At 61.3% G+C, this 21,861-nt stretch carries 16 protein-coding genes; 9 read left to right on the top strand and 7 right to left on the bottom strand.

What is annotated here, in order from left to right:
• Positions 1-75: 75 nt before the first annotated feature.
• A complete protein-coding gene (gene priA, locus CKW09_RS23630) occupies positions 76-2,271 on the bottom strand; it encodes a primosomal protein N' (RefSeq protein ID WP_095099816.1) in 2,196 nt (731 codons plus the stop codon).
• Positions 2,272-2,470: 199 nt separating this feature from the next.
• On the opposite strand from priA, the gene rpmE reads away from it, so the two are divergent.
• Complete coding sequence (rpmE, locus tag CKW09_RS23625; RefSeq protein WP_073970353.1) at positions 2,471-2,686, top strand: 50S ribosomal protein L31; 216 nt, start codon at positions 2,471-2,473, stop codon at positions 2,684-2,686.
• 77 nt (positions 2,687-2,763) lie between these two features.
• Here rpmE and metJ read toward each other — a convergent pair whose 3' ends face one another.
• Positions 2,764-3,081, bottom strand: coding sequence for a met regulon transcriptional regulator MetJ (metJ, locus tag CKW09_RS23620; protein WP_012147461.1), 318 nt, complete (start codon positions 3,079-3,081; stop codon positions 2,764-2,766).
• A 317-nt stretch (positions 3,082-3,398) separates the two neighbouring features.
• Between metJ and metB the strand changes: the two genes are divergently transcribed.
• The 3 genes from metB (at position 3,399) to metF (ending at position 8,121) form a co-directional block, all read left to right on the top strand.
• Positions 3,399-4,559 carry a cystathionine gamma-synthase gene (metB, locus tag CKW09_RS23615; protein WP_061799740.1) on the top strand — a complete coding sequence of 387 codons (1,161 nt, stop codon included), beginning with the start codon at positions 3,399-3,401 and terminating at the stop codon, positions 4,557-4,559.
• Between the two features lie 2 nt (positions 4,560-4,561).
• Positions 4,562-6,997 (top strand): bifunctional aspartate kinase/homoserine dehydrogenase II, encoded by a 2,436-nt coding sequence (locus CKW09_RS23610; protein WP_061799738.1) that lies wholly within the window; start codon positions 4,562-4,564, stop codon positions 6,995-6,997.
• Between the two features lie 227 nt (positions 6,998-7,224).
• A complete protein-coding gene (gene metF, locus CKW09_RS23605; protein WP_061799737.1) occupies positions 7,225-8,121 on the top strand; it encodes a methylenetetrahydrofolate reductase in 897 nt (298 codons plus the stop codon).
• Positions 8,122-8,220: 99 nt separating this feature from the next.
• Here the strand turns inward: metF and ppc are convergent, their stop codons facing one another.
• Both ppc and argE read right to left on the bottom strand, forming a co-directional pair.
• Positions 8,221-10,857 carry a phosphoenolpyruvate carboxylase gene (gene ppc, locus CKW09_RS23600; RefSeq protein WP_061799736.1) on the bottom strand — a complete coding sequence of 879 codons (2,637 nt, stop codon included), beginning with the start codon at positions 10,855-10,857 and terminating at the stop codon, positions 8,221-8,223.
• A gap of 257 nt (positions 10,858-11,114) precedes the next feature.
• Positions 11,115-12,260, bottom strand: a complete 1,146-nt coding sequence (gene argE, locus CKW09_RS23595) for an acetylornithine deacetylase (protein WP_061799734.1) — start codon at positions 12,258-12,260, stop codon at positions 11,115-11,117.
• Positions 12,261-12,476: 216 nt separating this feature from the next.
• Here argE and argC point away from each other — a divergent pair, with 216 nt between their 5' ends.
• From argC to argH, 4 genes are all read left to right on the top strand, one after another.
• Positions 12,477-13,481 carry an N-acetyl-gamma-glutamyl-phosphate reductase gene (gene argC, locus CKW09_RS23590; RefSeq protein ID WP_061799733.1) on the top strand — a complete coding sequence of 335 codons (1,005 nt, stop codon included), beginning with the start codon at positions 12,477-12,479 and terminating at the stop codon, positions 13,479-13,481.
• 20 nt (positions 13,482-13,501) lie between these two features.
• Positions 13,502-14,275 carry an acetylglutamate kinase gene (argB, locus tag CKW09_RS23585; protein ID WP_061799732.1) on the top strand — a complete coding sequence of 258 codons (774 nt, stop codon included), beginning with the start codon at positions 13,502-13,504 and terminating at the stop codon, positions 14,273-14,275.
• 25 nt (positions 14,276-14,300) lie between these two features.
• Positions 14,301-15,521: an argininosuccinate synthase gene (locus tag CKW09_RS23580; protein WP_061799731.1), complete on the top strand. Its 1,221-nt coding sequence runs from the start codon at positions 14,301-14,303 to the stop codon at positions 15,519-15,521.
• Between the two features lie 70 nt (positions 15,522-15,591).
• Positions 15,592-16,965: an argininosuccinate lyase gene (gene argH / locus CKW09_RS23575; protein ID WP_095099808.1), complete on the top strand. Its 1,374-nt coding sequence runs from the start codon at positions 15,592-15,594 to the stop codon at positions 16,963-16,965.
• A 65-nt stretch (positions 16,966-17,030) separates the two neighbouring features.
• Here the strand turns inward: argH and CKW09_RS23570 are convergent, their stop codons facing one another.
• A complete protein-coding gene (locus tag CKW09_RS23570; protein ID WP_095099805.1) occupies positions 17,031-18,479 on the bottom strand; it encodes a dihydrolipoyl dehydrogenase in 1,449 nt (482 codons plus the stop codon).
• A 76-nt stretch (positions 18,480-18,555) separates the two neighbouring features.
• Positions 18,556-19,287 carry a glutathione peroxidase gene (locus CKW09_RS23565; RefSeq protein WP_061799724.1) on the bottom strand — a complete coding sequence of 244 codons (732 nt, stop codon included), beginning with the start codon at positions 19,285-19,287 and terminating at the stop codon, positions 18,556-18,558.
• A 151-nt stretch (positions 19,288-19,438) separates the two neighbouring features.
• Between CKW09_RS23565 and oxyR the strand changes: the two genes are divergently transcribed.
• Positions 19,439-20,356 carry a DNA-binding transcriptional regulator OxyR gene (gene oxyR, locus CKW09_RS23560; RefSeq protein WP_061799723.1) on the top strand — a complete coding sequence of 306 codons (918 nt, stop codon included), beginning with the start codon at positions 19,439-19,441 and terminating at the stop codon, positions 20,354-20,356.
• Here the strand turns inward: oxyR and sthA are convergent.
• Complete coding sequence (gene sthA / locus CKW09_RS23555) at positions 20,339-21,736, bottom strand: Si-specific NAD(P)(+) transhydrogenase (protein ID WP_061799721.1); 1,398 nt, start codon at positions 21,734-21,736, stop codon at positions 20,339-20,341. The genes oxyR and sthA overlap by 18 nt on opposite strands.
• Between the last annotated feature and the right edge of the window lie 125 nt (positions 21,737-21,861).

The following is a 21,861-nucleotide window of genomic DNA, read 5'->3' as shown; positions in this document are numbered from 1 at the left end:
AGGTTTTTTAGCGTTCGCTCGCAATTTCAAGGGTAAACGTTTGCCTCAAGGCAACTGAATCAGACTTTTCTGGGATCAACTGTCTATCGGATCGACGTCCAGGGTCCACTTCACCTTCCGCGCCTGCGGCAGGGTGCCGATCAACGGCAGCGAGCTCTTCATTAACTGTTGCAACGCCCGCCGGGAAGGATGCTGCAGCAGCAGCTGCCAGCGGAAGCGGCCGCCGCGTTTGGACTGCAGCGCCGGCACCGGCCCCATCACCCACAGCGCGTCGTCCTTCAGCGGGCTGGCCTCCAGCAGGTTGCGCAGCTGCTGCAGGAACAGCGGCGCCTGCTGATTATCATGATCTTCCGAACGCACGATAATGTGGCTGGTGTAGGGCGGCAGGAATACGCTGTTGCGCTCCGCCAGGGTCTGCGCGGCGAAGGCGTCGTAACCCTGTTGCAGCAAAATTTGCAGCAACGGATGCTCAGGGTGGTGGGTTTGCAACAGCACCTCGCCCTGTTTGCCCGCCCGCCCGGCGCGCCCGGAGACCTGGGTATACAGCTGGGCGAAGCGTTCGGCGGAGCGGAAGTCGGCGGAGAACAGCGCGCCGTCGACGTCCAGCAGCGCCACCAGCGTGACGTCCGGGAAGTGGTGACCCTTCGCCAGCATCTGGGTGCCGATCAGAATGCGCGATTCGCCGCGGTGGATATCCGCCAGATGTTGTTCCAGCGAGCCCTTGCGGCTGGTGGTGTCCCGATCGATGCGGGTGATCGGGGTGTCGGGAAACAGCGGCGCCAGTTCGTTTTCCAACTGCTCGGTGCCGACGCCGACCGAGACCAGGTGCGTGGAGCCGCACTGCGGGCACTGGTGCGGCACCGGCCGCTGGCTGTCGCAGTGGTGGCAGCGCAGCTGGCGCTGATTCTGGTGGAAGGTGTAGTAATGGTCGCAGCGCTGGCATTCGGCGATCCAGCCGCACTCGTGGCACAGCAGCGCCGGGGCGTAACCGCGGCGGTTGAGGAACAGCATCACCTGATTGCCGGCCTTCAGATGGTGCTGCATGCTTTTCAGCAGCGGCTGCGACAGGCCGACCTTCAGCGGCAGGCCTTTCAGATCGATCAGGTGCTGCGCCGCCGGCTTGGCGTTGCCGGCGCGCTGGGTGAGTTTCAGCTGGCGGTATTTGCCCAACTGCACGTTGTGCAGCGTTTCCAGCGCCGGGGTGGCGGACCCCATCACCATCGGGATGTTTTCTTCCCGGGCGCGGAACACCGCCAGATCGCGGGCGTGATAGCGCCAGCCTTCCTGCTGTTTATAAGAGCTGTCGTGTTCTTCGTCGATGATGATCACGCCCAGCCGCTGGAACGGGGTGAACAGCGCCGAGCGGGTGCCGATAACGATGGCGGCCTCGCCGCTGCGCGCGCGCAGCCATACCGCCAGCCGTTCGCTGTCGTTCAGCCCGGAGTGCAGCACGTCCACCGGCGCGTTAAAGCGTTCGCGGAAACGGGCGATGGTCTGCGGCGTCAGGCCGATTTCCGGCACCAGCACCAGCGCCTGCCGCCCCTTGGCCAGGATGTTCTCCAGCACGCTGAGGTAGACCTCGGTCTTGCCGGAGCCGGTCACCCCGGCCAGCAGCCAGGCGGCGAACTGCTCGTCCTCGCTTCTGATCGCCCCCACCGCGGTGGCCTGCTCGGTGTTCAGCCGCAGCCGTTCCCCCAGCACGGCGAAATGGGGGCGCCAGTCCTGGGTGGCGGCGACCTGCGAGCGCAGGTCGATCAACCCTTTGGTGCGCAGCGCCTGCAGGGCGCTCTCGGTCAGCTCGAGCTGGCTGACCTGATGACGATAGACCGGGCGCTGCAGCAACGCCGCCAGCGCCTGCTGCTGCTTGGGCGCGCGCTTCAGGCTTTCCGGCGGCGTGGCGCGGCCCTGTTCGGTGGCGAACCACTGCCACAGCGGCGCGGCTTCGGCCGGTTTGCCCTGCCGCAGCAGGATCGGCAGCGCGTGAAACAGCACTTCGCCGATCGGGTAATGGTAGTAATCGCTGGCCCAGCGCAGGATTCGCCACAGGCTGGGAGAGAACAGCGAGGCGTGGTCGAGAACGCTGTCGATGGGTTTCAGCTTCTCCAGCGGCAGCTCGCTGGTTTCGCTGCAGCCGGTGACGATGCCGATCGCCCGCTGCTTGCCCCAGGGCACGCAAACGCGCGCGCCGGCCACCGGCTGCGGGCCAGGCGGCAGCAGATAGTCGAAGGTGCGGGCGAGGGGTACCGGCAAAGCAACGTGAACAACGGGCATGGGGTCATCCAGAGTGAAAAAAAGAGGCCATCAGTTTACACGGCGCGCCGGCAAATGTACGGTTCCGATTGCGCGGCACTTTTAATTCTGTATAATTTGCCGCCTTTGGTATAATTCGATACCAAATTCTATTATCAACCACGTGTGGTGTCTGGCGAAACAGGGCTGGATAGCGACACGGCCTTAACTGAGGTTTCCCATGAAACAAGGTATCCACCCAAAATACGACGAAGTTACTGCTAACTGCTCTTGCGGTAACGTGATCAAAATCCGCTCTACCGTGGGTCACGATCTGAACCTGGACGTTTGTGGCGCATGCCACCCGTTCTACACCGGCAAGCAGCGTGACGTTGCTACCGGTGGCCGCGTTGACCGCTTCAACAAGCGCTTCAGCGTACCAGGCGCTAAGAAATAAGATTTCTTATCGTCAGATGAAAAAGGCGCCTTCGGCGCCTTTTTTCGTTTCTGCCGCCTGCGTTCGCAGGCCGGCGCTTAATATTCCCAGGTATCGGGATCGACACCCAGTTCGCGCATCAGCAGCTTTGCGGCTTCCGGGATCTCGTCGCTGCGTTCTTTGCGCAGGTCTTCATCGTTCGGCAGCGGCTGGCCGGTAAAGGCATGCAGGAACGCTTCGCACAGCAATTCGCTGTTGGTGGCGTGGCGCAGGTTGTTCACCTGGCGACGGGTCCGTTCGTCGGTGAGGATTTTCAGGACCTTCAGCGGAATGGATACCGTGATTTTTTTTACTTGCTCGCTTTTTTTACCGTGTTCAGCGTAAGGGCTGACATACTCGCCGTTCCACTCAGCCATGGGACACCTTAAATTTGTCAGAAAAATTACAAAATTCTAAAAACCGGCCAATTATGCCCGATCTTCACTGTTCTCACTAAATAAATGTCAATTTTACGCGACCAGGGTCACTGAATGCCGAGGTTCGATAGGCTCCGCCTATGCATTTTCGGTTAACATCTTATCGTCATGTCAAACTGGCATAATTTTAGCGGGTATTGCGGCTTTGCTCAATCTATACGCAAAGAAGTTTAGATGTCCAGATGTATTGACGTCTATACTCGATGCGATTAATCTTTAGGCCTCATTCACCGACATCCCGAGAGCCGAGCGACCCTATGACGCGTAAACCAGCCACGATTGCCGTACGCAGCGGCCTGAACGACGACGAACAGTACGGCTGCGTTGTCCCGCCGATCCATCTGTCCAGCACCTATAATTTTACCGACTTCAACCAACCCCGAGCCCATGACTATTCGCGCCGCGGCAACCCGACGCGCGACGTGGTGCAACGCGCCTTGGCGGAGCTGGAAGGCGGTGCCGGCGCGGTGATGACCGGCAGCGGGATGTCGGCTATCCACCTGGTGACCACCGTCTTTCTGCAGCCCGGCGATCTGCTGGTGGCGCCGCACGACTGCTACGGCGGCAGCTACCGTTTATTCGACAGCCTGAGCAAGCGCGGCGCCTACCGGGTGCTGTTCGTCGATCAGGGGAATGAAGAAGCGCTGCGGCAGGCATTGGCGCAAAAACCCAAGCTGGTGCTGATCGAAAGCCCCAGCAACCCGCTGCTGAGGGTGGTGGACATTGCCGCCATCTGTCGCGCCGCGCACGCCGCCGGTGCGCTGACGGTGGTGGACAACACCTTCCTCAGCCCGGCGCTGCAGCAGCCGATCGAACTGGGTGCCGATCTGGTGGTCCATTCCTGTACCAAATACCTTAACGGCCACTCGGACGTGGTGGCCGGCGCGGTGATTGCCAAAGATCCGGCGCTGGCGGTCGAGCTGGCCTGGTGGGCTAACAATATTGGCGTGACCGGCGGCGCGTTCGACAGCTATCTGCTGCTGCGCGGCATGCGCACCCTGTCGCCGCGCATCAAGGCGGCGCAACAAAACGCCGAGGCGATTGTCAGTTATTTACAGCAGCAACCGCTGGTGAAAAAGCTGTATCATCCTTCTCTGCCGGAAAACCCGGGGCATGAGATTGCCCGTCGGCAGCAGCGTGGCTTCGGCGCGATGCTGAGCTTTGAACTGGACGGCGATGAAGCGGTACTGCGCCGTTTTCTCTCTGCCCTTGAGCTGTTTACTCTGGCAGAATCGTTGGGCGGCGTAGAAAGCCTGATCTCGCATGCGGCGACCATGACCCACGCCGGTATGGCGGCGGAAGCGCGGGCGGCGGCCGGCATCTCCGAGAGCCTGCTGCGCATTTCCGTGGGTATTGAAGACAGTGAAGATTTGATTGCCGATCTGGAACGCGCTTTCCAGGCGGCGGCAACGAGGTAAGCATGAATGCAATTGCGGTAGCAGGGCCGGTGAGCGGGCGTCAACTGCACAAGTTTGGCGGCAGCAGCCTGGCGGACGCGAAGTGTTATCTGCGCGTGGCCGGGATCATGGCCGAATATAGCCAGCCGGGCGACATGATGGTGGTGTCGGCCGCCGGCAGCACCACCAACCAATTGATCAGCTGGCTGAAGCTCAGTCAGAGCGATCGCCTCTCTGCGCATCAGGTGCAGCAAGCGCTGCGCCGTTATCACAGCGAATTGATCGGCGGCCTGCTGCCGCCGGAGAGCGCGGAGCCGCTGATCGCCCGGTTCATTCAGGATCTGGAGCGCCTGGCGGTATTGCTGGACGACAAGGTCGACGACGTTTGCTACGCCGAAGTGGTGGGGCACGGCGAGATTTGGTCGGCGCGGCTGATGGCGGCGGTGCTCAATCAGCTGGATATGCAGGCGGCCTGGCTTGATGCGCGTGACTTCCTGCGTGCGGAGCGCGCCGCGCAGCCGCAGGTGGACGAAGGCCGTTCTTACCCGCTGTTGCAACAGCTGCTGGCTCAGCACCCGGGCAAGCGCCTGGTGGTGACCGGCTTTATTTCACGCAACGACGCCGGAGAAACCGTGCTGTTGGGGCGTAACGGCAGCGACTATTCCGCGACCCAGATCGGCGCCTTGGCCGGCGCTGAGCGCGTAACCATCTGGAGCGACGTGGCCGGGGTATACAGCGCCGACCCGCGCAAGGTGAAGGACGCCTGCCTGCTGCCGCTGCTGCGGCTGGACGAGGCCAGCGAACTGGCGCGCCTGGCGGCGCCGGTGTTGCACACCCGCACCCTGCAGCCGGTTTCCGGCAGCGATATCGATCTTCAGCTGCGCTGCAGCTATCAGCCGGAACAGGGTTCGACGCGCATCGAGCGCGTGCTGGCTTCCGGCACCGGCGCCAAGATTGTCACCAGTCATGACGACGTTTGCCTGATCGAACTGCGCGTGGCCGGCCAGCATGATTTCAAGCTGGCGCAAAAAGAGTTGGATCTGGTGCTGAAACGCGCGCAGATCAAACCGTTGGCGGTGGGCGTTCACCCCGATCGCAGCCTGGTGCAGCTGTGCTACACCTCCGAAGTGGCCAACAGCGCGCTGCGCATCCTGCAGGGCGCGGCGTTGCCGGGCGAGCTGCAGCTGCGTGAAGGCCTGGCGCTGGTGGCGCTGGTGGGAGCGGGGGTGTGCAAGAATCCGTTGCACAGTCACCGTTTCTATCAGCAGCTGAAAGATCAGCCGGTAGAGTTTATCTGGCAGGCGGAAGACGGCATCAGCCTGGTGGCGGTGCTGCGTCAGGGCCCGACCGCGCTGTTGATCCAGGGGCTGCACCAGAGCCTATTCCGCGCGGAAAAACGCATCGGCCTGGTGCTGTTCGGCAAGGGCAACATCGGCTCGCGCTGGCTGGAGCTGTTCGCCCGCGAGCAAAAAAACATTTCCGCCCGCAGCGGCTTCGAGTTCAGCCTGGCGGGGGTGGTGGACAGCCGCCGCAGCCTGCTGGACTACGACGGGCTGGACGCCAGCCGCGCGCTGGCGTTCTTTGAGGAAGAGGCGCAGGAGCTGGACGAAGAGTCGCTGTTCCTGTGGATGCGCGCGCACCCGTTTGACGATCTGGTGGTGCTCGACGTTACCGCCAGCGAAAACCTGGCCGAGCAGTATCTGGATTTCGCCAGCTACGGTTTCCACGTTATCAGCGCCAACAAATTGGCCGGGGCATCGTGCGGCGACACCTATCGCCAAATCCGCGACGCCTTCGCCAAAACCGGCCGCCACTGGCTGTATAACGCCACCGTCGGCGCCGGCCTGCCGGTCAACCACACGGTGCGCGATCTGCGCGACAGCGGCGACAGCATTCTGGCGATCAGCGGCATTTTCTCCGGCACGCTGTCCTGGCTGTTCCTGCAGTACGACGGCACGGTGCCGTTCACCGAGCTGGTGGATCAGGCCTGGCAGCAGGGGTTGACCGAACCGGATCCGCGGGTCGATCTGTCCGGCCAGGACGTGATGCGCAAGCTGGTGATCCTGGCGCGCGAAGCGGGCTATGACATCGAACCGAATCAGGTGCGGGTCGAGTCGCTGGTGCCGGCGGGCTGTGAGCAGGGCTCCGTCGATCAGTTCTTCGAGAACGGCGATGCGCTGAACCAGCAGATGCAGCAACGCTTTGAGGCCGCCAGTGAAATGGGGTTGGTGCTGCGCCACGTGGCGCGCTTCGACGCCAACGGCAAGGCGCGGGTCGGCGTGGAGGCGGTGCGTCCCGAGCATCCGCTGGCTTCGCTGCTGCCGTGCGACAACGTGTTCGCCATCGACAGCCGCTGGTATCGCGACAACCCGCTGGTGATCCGTGGGCCGGGCGCCGGCCGCGACGTGACCGCCGGCGCGATCCAGTCGGATCTTAACCGTTTGGCGCAGCTGCTTTAATTCTCTCTGGGGCGCGCCTCGCCGCGCCCCTTCGTTTTTCCTGCCATAATTACCTGCGCCGACATCATGAAATTCTTTCTCTTAACGGGTGAGGATTAATCATCTTATTACCCTCACTTTCCTGTTGACTCTTTAGCCAACATACGGCATTTTCTATCTAGACGTCTAAACGTATAGACGCTTATTAAAATGAAATAAAACAGTGATCGACAAGAGGCGGGCAGGGTATGAGTTTTTTCCACGCAAACCAGCGGGAAGCGCTGAATCAGAGTCTGGCGGAGTTAAACGGCCAGATTAACGTATCATTCGAGTTCTTTCCGCCGCGCACCAGCGAGATGGAAGATACCTTGTGGCAGTCGATCGATCGTCTGAGCAGCCTCAAACCCAAATTCGTTTCCGTGACCTACGGCGCCAATTCCGGCGAGCGCGACCGCACCCACAGCATCATCAAGGGGATCAAGGATCGTACCGGCCTTGAGGCGGCGCCGCACCTGACCTGCATCGACGCCAGCCCGGCGCAGCTGCGCGATATCGCCACCGATTACTGGAACAGCGGCATCCGCCATATCGTGGCGCTGCGCGGCGATTTGCCGCCGGGCGGCGGCAAGCCCGAAATGTACGCCACCGATCTGGTGACGTTGCTGAAAGACGTGGGTGATTTCGATATCTCGGTTGCCGCTTATCCGGAAGTGCATCCGGAGGCAAAAAGCGCCCAGGCCGACCTGATCAACCTGAAGCGTAAAATCGACGCCGGCGCCAATCGCGCCATCACCCAGTTCTTTTTCGACGTGGAGAGCTACCTGCGCTTCCGTGACCGCTGCGTGGCCGCCGGCATCGACGTGGAAATCGTACCGGGCATTCTGCCGGTGTCTAACTTCAAGCAGCTGCAGCGCTTCGCCACCATGACCAACGTGCGGGTGCCGAGCTGGATGACCAGCATGTTTGCAGGGCTGGACGACGATGCGGAAACCCGCAAGATGGTCGGCGCCAATATCGCCATGGACATGGTGAAGATCCTCAGCCGCGAAGGGGTGAAGGATTTCCACTTCTACACGCTGAACCGCGCCGAGATGAGCTATGCGATCTGCCACACCCTGGGCGTGCGGCCGGTGGCGGCCGCCTGATTATATTGACGGATCGTGAAAAGGGCGCTGTGTAACCACAGCGCCCTTTTTGTTTGATAAGAAACGGCCCCTCGGTGAGCAGGCGCCGTATCGCGCGGCCTAGCCGGTGTTGCGCATCCCGGCGGCGACGCCGGCGATGGTGACCATCAATGCCTGCTCAACGCGGGCGTCCGGATGTGCCTGCTGGCGCGAGCGGTGCAGCAGCTCGGCCTGCAGCACGTTCAGCGGATCGGTGTAGACGTTGCGCAGCGCGATGGATTCGGCGATCCACGGCAGGTCTTCCATCAGGTGCGCGTCGTTGGCGATGGTCAGCACCACCTTGATGTCGCTTTCCAGCTGATCGCGCAGCTGCTGGCCCAGCGGCCACAGCGATTTGTCCACCAGGCGCTGATCGTAGTATTCCGCCAGCCACAGGTCGGCCTTGGCGAACACCATTTCCAGCATGGCGATGCGGGTGGAGAAGAACGGCCAGTCGCGGCACATGGTTTCCAGCTGGTGCTGCTTGCCGGCTTTCACCGCTTCCTGCAGGCCAGCGCCGGCGCCCAGCCAGGCCGGCAACATCAGGCGGTTCTGCGTCCAGGCGAAGATCCACGGGATGGCGCGCAGGCTTTCTACGCCGCCGTTCGGCTTGCGCTTGGCCGGGCGCGAACCCAGCGGCAGTTTGCCCAGCTCCAGCTCCGGCGTGGCGGCGCGGAAGTAGGGCACGAAGTCCGGGTTCTCGCGCACGTAGCCGCGGTACATCCGGCACGAGGTGTCAGACAGTTCGTCCATCAGCGTGCGCCACTCTTTCTTCGGCTCCGGCGGCGGCAGCAGGTTGGCCTCCAGGATGGCGCCGGCATACAGCGCCAGGCTGCTGATGGTGACCTCCGGCAGGCCGAACTTGAAGCGGATCATCTCGCCCTGTTCGGTGACGCGCAGGCCGCCTTTCAGGCTGCCCGGCGGCTGCGACAGCAGCGCCGCATGCGCCGGCGCGCCGCCGCGGCCGATGGAGCCGCCACGGCCATGGAACAGCGTCAGCGCCACCCCGGCCTTTTCGCAGGTTTTGATCAGCGCGTCCTGCGCGCGGTACTGCGCCCAGGAGGCCGCCATCACGCCGGCGTCTTTCGCCGAGTCGGAATAGCCGATCATCACCATCTGCTTGCCCTGAATGAAGCCGCGGTACCAGTCGATGTTCAGCAACTGGGTCATCACGTCGTCGGCGTTGTTCAGGTCGTCGAGGGTTTCGAACAGCGGGGCGACCGGCAGCGCGAACGGGCAGCCGGCCTCTTTCAGCAGCAGATGCACCGCCAGCACGTCGGAAGGGGTGCGCGCCATCGAAATCACGTAGGCGGCGATCGAACCCTGCGGCGCTTCGGCGATCACCCGGCAGGTTTCCAGCACTTCCTGCGTATCGGCGCTCGGTTCCCATTTCAGCGGCACCAGCGGGCGTTTGGAGTTCAGTTCGCGGATCAGGAACGCCTGTTTGTCGGCTTCCGACCAGCTTTCATAGTCGCCCAACCCCAGATAGCGGGTCAGTTCGGCGATGGCTTCGGTATGGCGAGTGCTTTCCTGACGCACGTCGATGCGCACCAGCGGCACGCCGAAGCAGCGCACGCGGCGCAGGGTATCCAGCAACTGACCGTTGGCGATGATGCTCATGCCGCAGGCCTGCAGCGACTGATAGCAGGCGTACAGCGGTTCCCACAGTTGTTCGTTGCTCACCAGCAGGTCGTGCGGCTTCAGGACGCGTTCGCCCTTCAGGCGGCCTTCCAGGTAGGCCTGGGTGCTGGTCAGCTGGCTGCGCAGCTGCTTCATGATCTCGCGATAGGGTTCCTGCACCTCATCGCCGCCGGCGAGTGCGCGCAGTTCCGGGGTGCATTCGGTCATCGACAGTTCAGACACCAGCACCTGAATATCGCGGGTGAACAGATCGCAGGCCTTCCAGCGGCTGAGCAGCAGCACGTGGCGGGTGATTTCGGCGGTCACGTTCGGGTTGCCGTCGCGATCGCCGCCCATCCACGAGGTGAAGCGCACCGGCACCGCTTCTACCGGCAGGCTGTAGTCGATGGAGTTTTCCAGCTGTTCGTTGAACTCGCGCAGAAAGGCCGGCACGCCCTCCCACAGGCTGTTTTCCACCACCGCAAAGCCCCATTTGGCTTCGTCAATCGGTGAAGGGCGGTACTTGCGGATCTCGTCGGTGTGCCAGGATTGCGCCACCAACTGGCGCAGACGGCGCATGATCTTGTTGCGCTCGTAGTCGGCCAGGTCGTTGTGGTCGAGCTGGCTGAGGCAGGTATTGACCTCCACCAGCTTGTGGATCAGGGTGCGGCGGGTGATTTCCGTTGGGTGCGCGGTCAACACCAGCTCGATGGAAAGCTGGGACACGGCGTTTTGCAGCTCTTTGGTGCTGAGCTTCTTGTCTTTCAGCCGGGTAAACAGCTGCGCCAGCGCTTCCGGGTTGCTGGCGGCTTCGCCATTGGGGGAAATGCTGTGGTATTGCTCGGCCACGTTGGTCAGATTAAGGAACTGACTGAACGCGCGCGCCACCGGCAACAGCTCGTCGTTGGACAGGTTTTGCAGCGTGGAGAGCAGCTCCTGGCGGTGCGCTTCGTTGCCGGCGCGTGAAGATTTGGAAAGCTTACGGATAGTTTCAACGCGATCGAGAATATGCTCGCCCAGCGCTTCTTTGATGGTATCGCCGAGCAATTTGCCGAGCATACTGACATTACTTCGCATTGCCGAATATTGTTCGTTCATATAACCCCTGACCCAATTCTGTATGATTTTTATCTTGTAAGTAAATTTCACGCGTCAGGCGCGGACCGCCTGTTTCATCGCACCACTTTCCTGTCCAATCGTCAATTGACACTATTTTTAGCAAAAAAACATCAAAATCGGCGCATTTTCTGAAATTTAATTACGGAGCGCCGGTTATCAGTCTGGCTTATTTCAGCCTGTTTATACTTATTTTGAGGTAGGGGAATGATAAGGCATTCCCCTGCTTATTGTCAGGTTTAGCGCCGGCAAAAATGATCGACCAGCTGCCCCAACAGTTTGCGCGTCGGCTCGATAAACGCGGTATCAATATATTCATCCGGCTGATGCGCCTGATCGATGGAACCGGGGCCCAGCACCAGCGTCGGGCACACCTGTTGAACGAACGGCGCTTCGGTGCAGTAGTTGACCACCTGGGTGCGGGTGCCCAGCAGTTCCTCAATCACCGCCACCATGCGGTGGTCGGTCGGGCATTCATAGCCCGGCACCGAGGCGTGCAGCTCTTCGATGGTCAAACGGCCCGGCCAACGCTGGCTTACCGGCTCCAGCGCCTGGTGCATCAGCTCGTTGATGTTGTCGAGCGTCATGCCGGGCAGAGGGCGGATATCCAGATGCAGTTCGCAGCAGGCGCAGATGCGGTTGGCCGCGTCGCCGCCGCTGATATGGCCGAAGTTCATGGTCGGGTAAGGCACGGCGAACGCCGGGTTGTTGTAGCGTTCCTGCAGCGTTTTGCGCAGCTCGATCAGTTGGCCGATGGACTCGTGCATCAGATCGATGGCGTTGACGCCGCGCGCCGGATCGCTGGAGTGGCCGGATTGGCCGACGATGCGAATGGCGTTGGCGATATGGCCCTTGTGCGCGCGCACCGGCTGCAGTGAGGTCGGCTCGCCGATGATGGCGAAGTCGGGACGAATGGCGGTGGAGGCGGCGAAATAACGTGCGCCGGCCATCGTCGTTTCTTCATCTGCGGTGGCCAGAATGTACAGCGGCTTGGTCAGCTTGCCGGCGTCGATGTCGCGCACCGCGTCGAGAATAAAGGCGAAGAAGCCTTTCATGTCGGCGGTACCCAGGCCGTACAGCTTGTTGTCGTGTTCGGTCAGGGTAAAGGGATCGCGCGTCCAGCGGCCTTCGTCATAGGGCACGGTATCGGTATGGCCCGCCAGCAGCAGGCCGCCGCTGCCTTCGCCAATGCTGGCCAGCAGGTTGAACTTGTTGCGGGTATCCGGCACCGGCTGTACGTCGACGCGGAAACCCAAATCGGCAAACCATTCGGCCAGCAAGTTGATTAATGCTTCATTACTCTGATCGAGGGCGCCGTCGGTGGCGCTGATCGACGGAGTGGCGATCAACGCCCGGTACAGCTCAATAAATGGAGGTAATTTCATCTTCACTGTTGACAGCCTTTGGTTAGGGTAGTATCAATATTCATGCATTTATTTTGAATAAAAATACAATAAGCTGGAGCGTAAGGGAACCCGATACCCGGATGTTTATAAAAACATCAACGCTCGACCTCGTGGGTGGACGGCGCAACAACGCTGGCGAGCCCTGTTACCTGAGTCGAATACGACCACACGTCAGTCAAGAAGGTGAACGGCCACATGTTGAATACGCTGATTGTTGGTGCCAGCGGTTACGCCGGAGCGGAGCTCACGGCCTACCTTAATCGCCACCCACACATGAACATAACCGCTTTAGCGGTTTCAGCGCAAAGTGCAGATGCAGGAAAATTGCTTTCCGATCTGCATCCCCAGTTGAAAGGCATCGTCGATCTGCCGCTGCGGCCGCTGGTGGACGTTGCCGAAGCGGCCAAGGGCATCGACGTGGTGTTCCTCGCCACCGCCCATGAAGTCAGCCACGATATCGCGCCGGCCTTTCTGGCGGCGGGCTGCGTGGTGTTTGATCTCTCCGGCGCCTTCCGCGTGCGGGACGCCGCTTTCTACAGCCAATACTACGGTTTCGAACACCAGCACGACGATCTGCTGGAGCAGGCGGTGTACGGCCTGGCCGAATGGCAGAGCGAGCGGATCAAACGGGCGCAGCTGATCGCCGTGCCGGGCTGCTACCCGACGGCGGCGCAGCTGGCGCTGAAGCCGCTGATTGAAAAGCAGCTGCTGAATCCCGATCAGTGGCCGGTGATCAACGCCACCAGCGGCGTCAGCGGCGCCGGGCGCAAGGCCAGCGTCACCACCAGCTTCTGCGAAGTGAGCCTGCAGCCGTACGGTATTTTCAACCACCGCCACCACCCGGAAATCGTGGCGCATCTGGGCGTGCCGGTCATCTTTACGCCACATTTGGGTAACTTCCCGCGTGGTATTCTCGAAACCATCACCTGCCGTCTGAAAGCCGGCGTGACCGCGCAGGAGGTGGCCGCCGCCTATCATGCCGCCTATGACGACAAACCGCTGGTGCGGCTGTACGACCAGGGCGTGCCGGCGCTGAAAGCGGTGGTGGGTTCGCCGTTCTGCGACATCGGTTTTGCGGTACAGGGCGAGCACCTGATCGCCGTAGCGGCGGAAGACAATCTGCTGAAAGGCGCAGCCGCTCAGGCGGTGCAATGCCTGAATATTCGTTTCGGTTTCCCTGAAACCCAGTCACTTCTTTAAACCAGCGTGAGTAAACAGCGATGAACCCGTTAATTATCAAGTTAGGTGGCGTGTTATTAGACAGTGAAGAAGCGCTGGAGCGTCTGTTTACCGCGCTGGACAGCTATCGCCAGCAGCAGCAGCGCCCGCTGATTATCGTGCACGGCGGCGGCTGCGTAGTGGATGAGCTGATGAAACAGCTGTCCCTGCCGGTGGTGAAGAAGAACGGCCTGCGGGTGACCCCGGCCGATCAGATCGACATCATTACCGGCGCGCTGGCCGGCACCGCCAACAAAACGCTGCTGGCGTGGGCCATCAAGCACCAGATTAACGCGGTCGGCCTGAGCCTGGCGGACGGCGGCAGCGTGTCCGTAACGCAACTCGACCCGGCGTTGGGCCACGTAGGCCACGCGCAGCCGGGTTCGCCGGCGCTGGTCAATACCCTGCTGGGCGCCGGCTATTTGCCGGTGATCAGCTCCATCGGCATCACCGCCGACGGGCAGCTCATGAATGTGAACGCCGATCAGGCGGCGACGGCGCTGGCCGCTACCCTGGGTGCGGATTTGATCCTGCTGTCGGATGTCAGCGGCATCCTTGACGGCAAAGGGCAGCGCATCGCGGAAATGACGGCGCAAAAAGCGGAACAACTGATTGCCCAGGGCATCATCACCGATGGTATGGTGGTGAAGGTGAATGCGGCGCTTGATGCCGCCCGCACCCTCGGCCGCCCGGTGGATATCGCCAGCTGGCGCCATGCCGATCAGCTTCCCGCTCTGTTTAACGGCGTGTCGATTGGCACCCGGATCCTCGCTTAAATATAGAATTAAAAAGGAATAGACCATGCAAAACCAAGGCATCAAAAAAATCGTTCTGGCGTACTCCGGCGGCCTGGATACCTCGGCCATCATTCCATGGCTGAAAGAGAACTACGGCGGCTGCGAAGTGGTGGCGTTCGTGGCGGACATCGGCCAGGAGCGCAGCGATCTGGAAGGCGTGGAGCAAAAAGCCCTGCAGTCCGGTGCCTCTGAGTGTCACGTGGTGGATCTGCGTGAAGAATTTATCCGCGATTACGTGTATCCGGTGCTGCAAACCGGCGCACTGTACGAAGGCAGCTACCTGCTGGGCACCTCGATGGCGCGTCCCATCATCGCCAAGGCGCAGGTTGAGCTGGCGCTGAAGGTCGGCGCGGACGCGCTGTGCCACGGCGCAACCGGTAAAGGCAACGACCAGGTGCGTTTCGAAACCACCTACACCGCATTGGCGCCGCAGCTGAAAGTGGTGGCGCCTTGGCGTGAGTGGAACCTGCGTTCCCGCGAGGCGCTGCTGGATTACCTGAAAGAGCGCAACATTCCGACCACCGCGTCGCTGGAAAAAATCTACAGCCGCGACGAGAACGCCTGGCACATTTCTACCGAAGGCGGCGTGCTGGAAAGCCCGTGGAACGCACCGAACAAAGATTGCTGGGTCTGGACCGTCGATCCGCAGGAGGCGCCGGATCAGCCGGAGCAGGTGACCATCACCGTGGAAAAAGGCCGCGTGGTGGCGGTGAACGGCGAGTCGCTGTCGCCTTACAAATGCCTGGAAACCCTGAACGTGCTGGGCGCCAAACACGGCGTGGGCCGTATCGATATCGTGGAAAACCGCCTGGTGGGCATCAAGTCCCGCGGCTGCTACGAAACCCCGGGCGGCACCATCATGGTGGCGGCGCTGCGCGGCGTTGAGCAGCTGGTGCTGGACCGCGACAGCTTCAAATGGCGCGAACAGCTGGGCCTGGAAATGTCTTATGTGGTGTACGACGGCCGCTGGTTCGCGCCGCTGCGTCGTTCCCTGCAGGCTTCCGCCGAGGCGTTGGCCGAAGAGGTGAACGGCGAAGTGGTGCTGCAGCTGTACAAGGGCCAGGTAACGGCGATCCAGAAAAAATCCGCCAATAGCCTGTACTCCGAAGAGTTCGCCACCTTCGGCGAAGACGAGGTTTACGATCACAGCCACGCGGGCGGCTTTATCCGTCTGTTCTCGCTGTCTTCACGCATCCGCGCGTTGAACGAGAAAAAGAACAAGTAATCTTCTTTGGCGTGGCTGGTGAAGGGCGCAGCATGCTGCGCCCTTATTTGCATAATGTAGGAGTAAAAGTATGGCACTTTGGGGCGGACGCTTCACACAGGCGGCAGATCAGCGGTTCAAACAGCTCAATGATTCGCTGCGTTTCGATTATCGCCTGGCGGAACAGGACATCGTGGGCTCGGTGGCCTGGTCAAAGGCGCTGGTGACCGTCAACGTATTGACGGAAGAGGAACAGCAGCGGCTTGAGCAGGCGCTGGGCGTGCTGCTGGAAGAAGTGCAGGCCGATCCCTTGGCGATCGTCAGCAGCGACGCGGAAGATATCCACAGCTGGGTGGAACAGAAGCTGATCGACAAGGTCGGCGACCTGGGCAAAAAACTGCATACCGGCCGCAGCCGTAACGACCAGGTGGCGACCGACCTGAAGCTGTGGTGCAAACTGCAGGTCAGTGAACTGCATCAGGCCATCGTGCAGCTGCAGCAGGCGCTGGTGGAAACCGCCGAAGCCAATCAGGACGCGGTGATGCCGGGTTACACTCACCTGCAGCGCGCGCAGCCGGTGACCTTCGCTCACTGGTGCCTGGCGTATGTGGAAATGCTGGCCCGTGACGAAAGCCGCCTGCAGGATACCCTGAAACGTCTGGACGTCAGCCCGCTGGGCAGCGGCGCGCTGGCCGGCACCGCTTATCTTATCGATCGCGATCAGCTGGCCGGTTGGCTGGGCTTCGCCTCTGCGACCCGCAACAGTCTGGACAGCGTTTCCGACCGCGACCACGTGCTGGAGCTGCTGTCTAACGCCGCCATCAGCATGGTGCACCTGTCGCGCTTTGCCGAAGACCTGATCTTCTTCAACAGCGGCGAAGCGGCCTTTGTCGAGCTTTCCGACCGCGTGACCTCCGGCTCTTCGCTGATGCCGCAGAAAAAAAACCCGGACGCGCTGGAACTGGTCCGCGGCAAGTGCGGCCGTGTGCAGGGTGCGCTGACCGGCATGATGATGACGTTGAAAGGCCTGCCGCTGGCGTACAACAAAGATATGCAGGAAGACAAGGAAGGGCTGTTCGACGCGCTCGACACCTGGATGGACTGTCTGCAGATGGCGGCGCTGGTGCTGGACGGCATTCAGGTGAAACGTCCGCGCTGTAAAGAAGCGGCGGAGCAGGGCTACGCCAACTCCACCGAGCTGGCGGACTACCTGGTCGCCAAGGGCGTGCCGTTCCGTGAGGCGCACCATATCGTCGGCGAGGCGGTGGTGGAAGCCATTCGCCAGGGCAAGGCGCTGGAAGCGTTGCCGCTGGCCGATTTGCAGAAGTTCAGCGCGGTGATTGGCGACGACGTCTACCCGATTTTGGCGCTGCAGTCCTGTCTGGACAAGCGTGCGGCCAAGGGCGGCGTTGCTCCGCAGCAGGTCGCCGCGGCGATCGCCGAAGCGAAGCAGCGTTTGGCTTGAGTTGAGCTAATCGAGGGCAAGGGCGCAGTTCACTCCGTGAACTGCGCCCTTGGTTTTTTAGCCGATTACTCGCCCGGGCAGCGCTGGCAGCGTTCCGCCTCGGCCTCGCCGAGCCTGAGCTTGGCCTGCAGATCGCGCAACGCGGTGCGCAGCCCTTCTTCGATGACCGGATGATAGAACGGCATGTCCAGCATCTGATTGACGGTCATCTGCTGCTGATGCGCCCAGGCCAGCAGGTGGGCGATGTGCTCGACCTCCGGCCCCATCATCTCGGCGCCGAGGAAGCGGCCGGTGCCCTGTTCGCCGTAAACGTGCAGAATGCCCTTGTTGCGCAGCATCACCCGTGAACGGCCCTGATTTTCAAACGAGACCTCGCCGACGTCGAAGCAGCCGCAGGCGCTGAATTTTTCGCTCAGCTCGCGGAAGGTGGAGCCGACCATGGCGATTTGCGGATCGGAGAACACCACCGAAATGGCGCTGCGCCGCAGGCCCGGGTTGATTTCCGGGAAGCTGCCGGCGTTGGCGCCGGCGATGCGCGCCTGATCGCTGGCTTCATGCAGCAGCGGCAGTTGGTTGCTGGCGTCGCCGGCGATGAAAATGTGCGGCACGCTGGTTTGCATCGTCAGGCGATCGGCCAGCGGCACGCCTTTGGCGTCGAGCTGCAGGCGGGTGTTGTCGAGATCCAGGCGATCGACGTTGGGCCGGCGCCCGGTCGCCGCCAGCACGTAATCCACCATGATGTCCTGCGGCTGGCCCTGTTTATCCCGATAGCGGATAAACACCTGGTCGCCTTCGCGCTGCATCATCTCCACCTTAACGTCGGCGTCGAGGTAAAATTCTTCGCCCAGCGTTTTGGCGGCATAGTGGCGCACCGCGCTGTCGGTCAATGGGCCGACCGCGCCGCCGACGCCAAACACTTTGGTGTCCACGCCGAGGCGGTGCAACGCCTGGCCCAGTTCCAGACCGATCACGCCGGGGCCAAACACCGCGACGGACTGCGGCAAATCGTCCCAGTCGAAAACGTCGTCGTTGACGATCAGGCGGTCGCCCAGATCGTTCCAGGCCGCCGGCCAGCTCGGGCGAGAGCCGCTGGCGATTACGATGCGCTGGGCCACGATGCGCGTGTGTTCGTCCACCTGCAGGGTGTTGTCGTCGATAAAACGGGCGTAGCCCCGGATCTTGTCGCCGGCGGGGATCTCATCCACCCCTTCCAGCACGAAGCCGACAAATCGGTCGCGTTCGCGTTTGACGCGGCTCATCACCTCGCGGCCGTCGATGCGCGTCTTGCCGGTGGGGTGCACGCCAAAACCCGGCGCGCGTTCGATTTGATGCACCGCCTCGGCGGCGGCAATCAGCAGTTTGGACGGCATGCAGCCAACGCGCGCACAGGTGGTGCCGTAAGGCCCGCCTTCGATCATCACCACGCTGGGGGTAGAAAGCTTGGCCGCGCGATAGGCGCCGAGCCCGGCGGTGCCGCCGCCGATAACCGCGACGTCGACGTTCAACTGTTTCATATCCGCTCCTGAAAGGTAAAAAAAGGGCGGGCCGGAGCCCGCCAAAGTTCACGTTGGCTTAGTTATTACTTGTTAATCAGGCTGACAGGAACGTTTCCAGGTCATCGCTGCCGCCGATGTGCCGGCCGCCGATGAATACCTGCGGTACGGTGGCGCGGCCGCTGACGGCGCGCAGGCTGACGGTGGTGGCGTCTTTGCCCAGCACGATTTCTTCGTACTGAATGCCGCGCTCTTGCAGCATTTGTTTGGCCTTGGCGCAGAACGGGCAGCCCGGTTTGGTGAACAGGGAAACCGATTCCTGCACTTTGAATTCCGGCGCCAGGTATTTCAGCATGGTGTCGGCGTCGGACACTTCAAACGGATCGCCCGGTTGGTTCGGCTCGACGAACATTTTTTCCACTACGCCGTTGCGCACCAGCATTGAATAGCGCCATGAGCGCGGGCCAAAGCCCAGATCCGCTTTTTCGACCAGCATGTTCATGCCTTTGGTGAACTCGCCGTTGCCGTCCGGCACGAAGGTGATGTTTTCCGCGTGCTGATCGGCTTTCCAGGCGTTCATCACGAAGGTGTCGTTCACCGAGACGCACAGGATGCCGTCGACGCCGTGCTGTTTGAAGACGCTGGACAGCTCGTTGTAGCGCGGCAGGTGGCTGGAAGAGCAGGTCGGCGTGAACGCGCCCGGCAGCGAGAATACGATGACGGTTTTGTCTTTGAACAGGTCATCAGTGGTTACATCAATCCATTGGTCGCCCTGACGGGTATGGAAAGTAACCTGCGGGACTTTCTTGCCTTCTTGACTGGTAAACATTGATTAACCCCTTAATTAGGAAAAATAATTTTTAGCTTTTAGCGTTGTGCCGCTTCGTTGGGACACATTATTGATGCTGGGGCTTGATAGATCTAATCGCTCATTGCTATCTTATCTATCGCCATGAGCTATCATGGTTTGGAGGGAAACAATGAATATTCGTGATTTAGAGTACCTGGTCGCCTTGGCCGAGCACCGGCACTTCCGCCGCGCCGCCGATTCATGCCATGTCAGCCAACCCACGCTCAGCGGGCAGATCCGTAAACTGGAAGATGAACTGGGCGTGATGCTGCTCGAGCGCACCAGCCGCAAGGTGCTGTTCACGCAGGCGGGGCTGCTGCTGGTGGAGCAGGCGCGTACCGTGCTGCGCGAAGTCAAAGTCCTGAAGGAAATGGCCAGCCAGCAGGGCGAGGCGATGTCCGGGCCGCTGCATATCGGCCTGATCCCGACCGTGGGGCCCTACCTGCTGCCGCAGATCATCCCGACGCTGCACAAAACCTTTCCCAAGCTGGAAATGTACCTGCACGAAGCGCAGACCCATCAGCTGCTGGCGCAGCTCGACAGCGGCAAGCTGGACTGCGCCATTCTGGCGCTGGTGAAGGAAACCGAGGCGTTTATCGAAGTGCCGCTGTTTGACGAACCGATGAAGCTGGCGGTGTATTCCGATCACCCGTGGGCGCAGCGCGAACGCGTGGCGATGCCGGATTTGGCGGGCGAGAAGCTGCTGATGCTGGAAGACGGCCACTGCCTGCGCGATCAGGCGATGGGCTTTTGCTTCCAGGCCGGTGCGGACGAGGATACCCACTTCCGCGCCACCAGTCTGGAAACGCTGCGCAATATGGTCGCGGCCGGCAGCGGCATTACCCTGCTGCCAACGCTTGCGGTGCCGCCGCAGCGGGAGCGCGACGGCGTTTGCTACCTGGACTGCTACAAGCCGGAACCGAAGCGCACCATTGCATTGGTGTACCGCCCCGGCTCCCCATTGCGCAGCCGCTATGAGCAATTGGCCGAGGCGATCCGCGAGCACATGCAGAACCACATCGGCGGCGCGTTAAAACAGGCGGTTTAAGCCGTTCAACGCCGCCACCCGGTAGGCTTCGGCCATGGTCGGATAGTTGAAGGTGGTATTAACGAAATACTCGATAGTATTGCCTTCGCCCTTCTGTTCCATGATCGCCTGGCCGATGTGGATGATCTCCGCCGCACGCTCGCCGAAGCAGTGGATCCCGAGGATCTGCAGGGTGTCGCGATGGAACAGGATCTTCAGGCTGCCGACGTTCATCCCGGCGATCTGCGCGCGCGCCAGGTGCTTGAACTGGGCGCGGCCCACTTCGTAGGGCACCTTCATCGCCGTCAGTTCCTGTTCGGTTTTGCCGACGGAGCTGATTTCCGGAATGGTGTAGATGCCGGTCGGGATGTCTTCGATCAGGTGGCCGCTGGCTTCGCCGGAGGCGATGGCCTGCGCGGCGATTCGGCCCTGATCGTAGGCGGCCGACGCCAGGCTTGGGTAGCCGATCACATCGCCTACCGCATAAATGTGCGACAGTGCGGTCTGGTACATGCTGTTCACTTTCAGCAGGCCGCGGCTGTCAGACTCCAGGCCGACGTTTTCCAGCCCCAGCGAGTCGGTGTTGCCGGTACGGCCGTTGGCGTACAGCAGGCAGTCCGCCTTCACCTTCTTGCCTGATTTCAGGTGCACAATCACGCCGTCTTCGGTACCTTCGATCTTCTCGAACTCTTCGTTATGGCGGATCACCACGCCGTTATTCCAGAAGTGATACGACAGCGAATCCGACATTTCCTGATCGAGGAACGCCAGCAGGCGATCGCGGGTGTTGATCAGATCCACCTTGACGTTGAGGCCGCGGAAAATCGACGCGTATTCGCAGCCGATCACCCCGGCGCCATAAATGATCACGTGGCGCGGTTCGTGGTTCAGCTCGAGGATAGAGTCGCTGTTGTAAATGCGCGGGTGATTGAAGTCGACGCTGGCCGGCAGGTAAGGGCGCGAACCGCAGGCGATCACGATATGGTCGGCGCGGATGGTGTCCTGGGTGCCGTCCATATAGCTGACGCTGACGGTGTTGGCGTCGATAAAGCGCGCATCGCCGGCGAACAGTTTGCACTGGTTGCGCTCGTAGAATCCCTGGCGCATGCGGGTTTGCTGGTTAATGACGTTATCGGCGTGGCGTAAAATGTCAGGGAAAGTCGCGCTGAGCGTGCGAGAGTTGTTATAAAGCGGGTTCTGGTTGAATTCGATAATGCGGCTGACGGCGTGACGGAGGGCTTTGGATGGGATGGTGCCCCAATGGGTGCATCCGCCGCCGACGTTGTTGTACCGTTCGATAACGGCCACGCGGGCGCCCTGTTTCACCAGCCCCATAGCGGCACCTTCACCACCAGGGCCCGAGCCAATTACTATGGCATCAAATTGATAGTGCTGTTGCATGTAGGAGAGACCTGTTTTTATACAAGATTACAACGGTATCTTAACATCATAGCGCTGTGTGCCCAATCACCATTAGGCTTTTTGAGCCAAAGCACAATTGGTTCAGGCCGGAACTGTGATTGCGC

The organism is Serratia ficaria (assembly GCF_900187015.1).
GTDB classification, from domain to species: Bacteria; Pseudomonadota; Gammaproteobacteria; order Enterobacterales; family Enterobacteriaceae; genus Serratia; species Serratia ficaria.
This window is presented reverse-complemented; position numbering and strand designations above follow the sequence as displayed.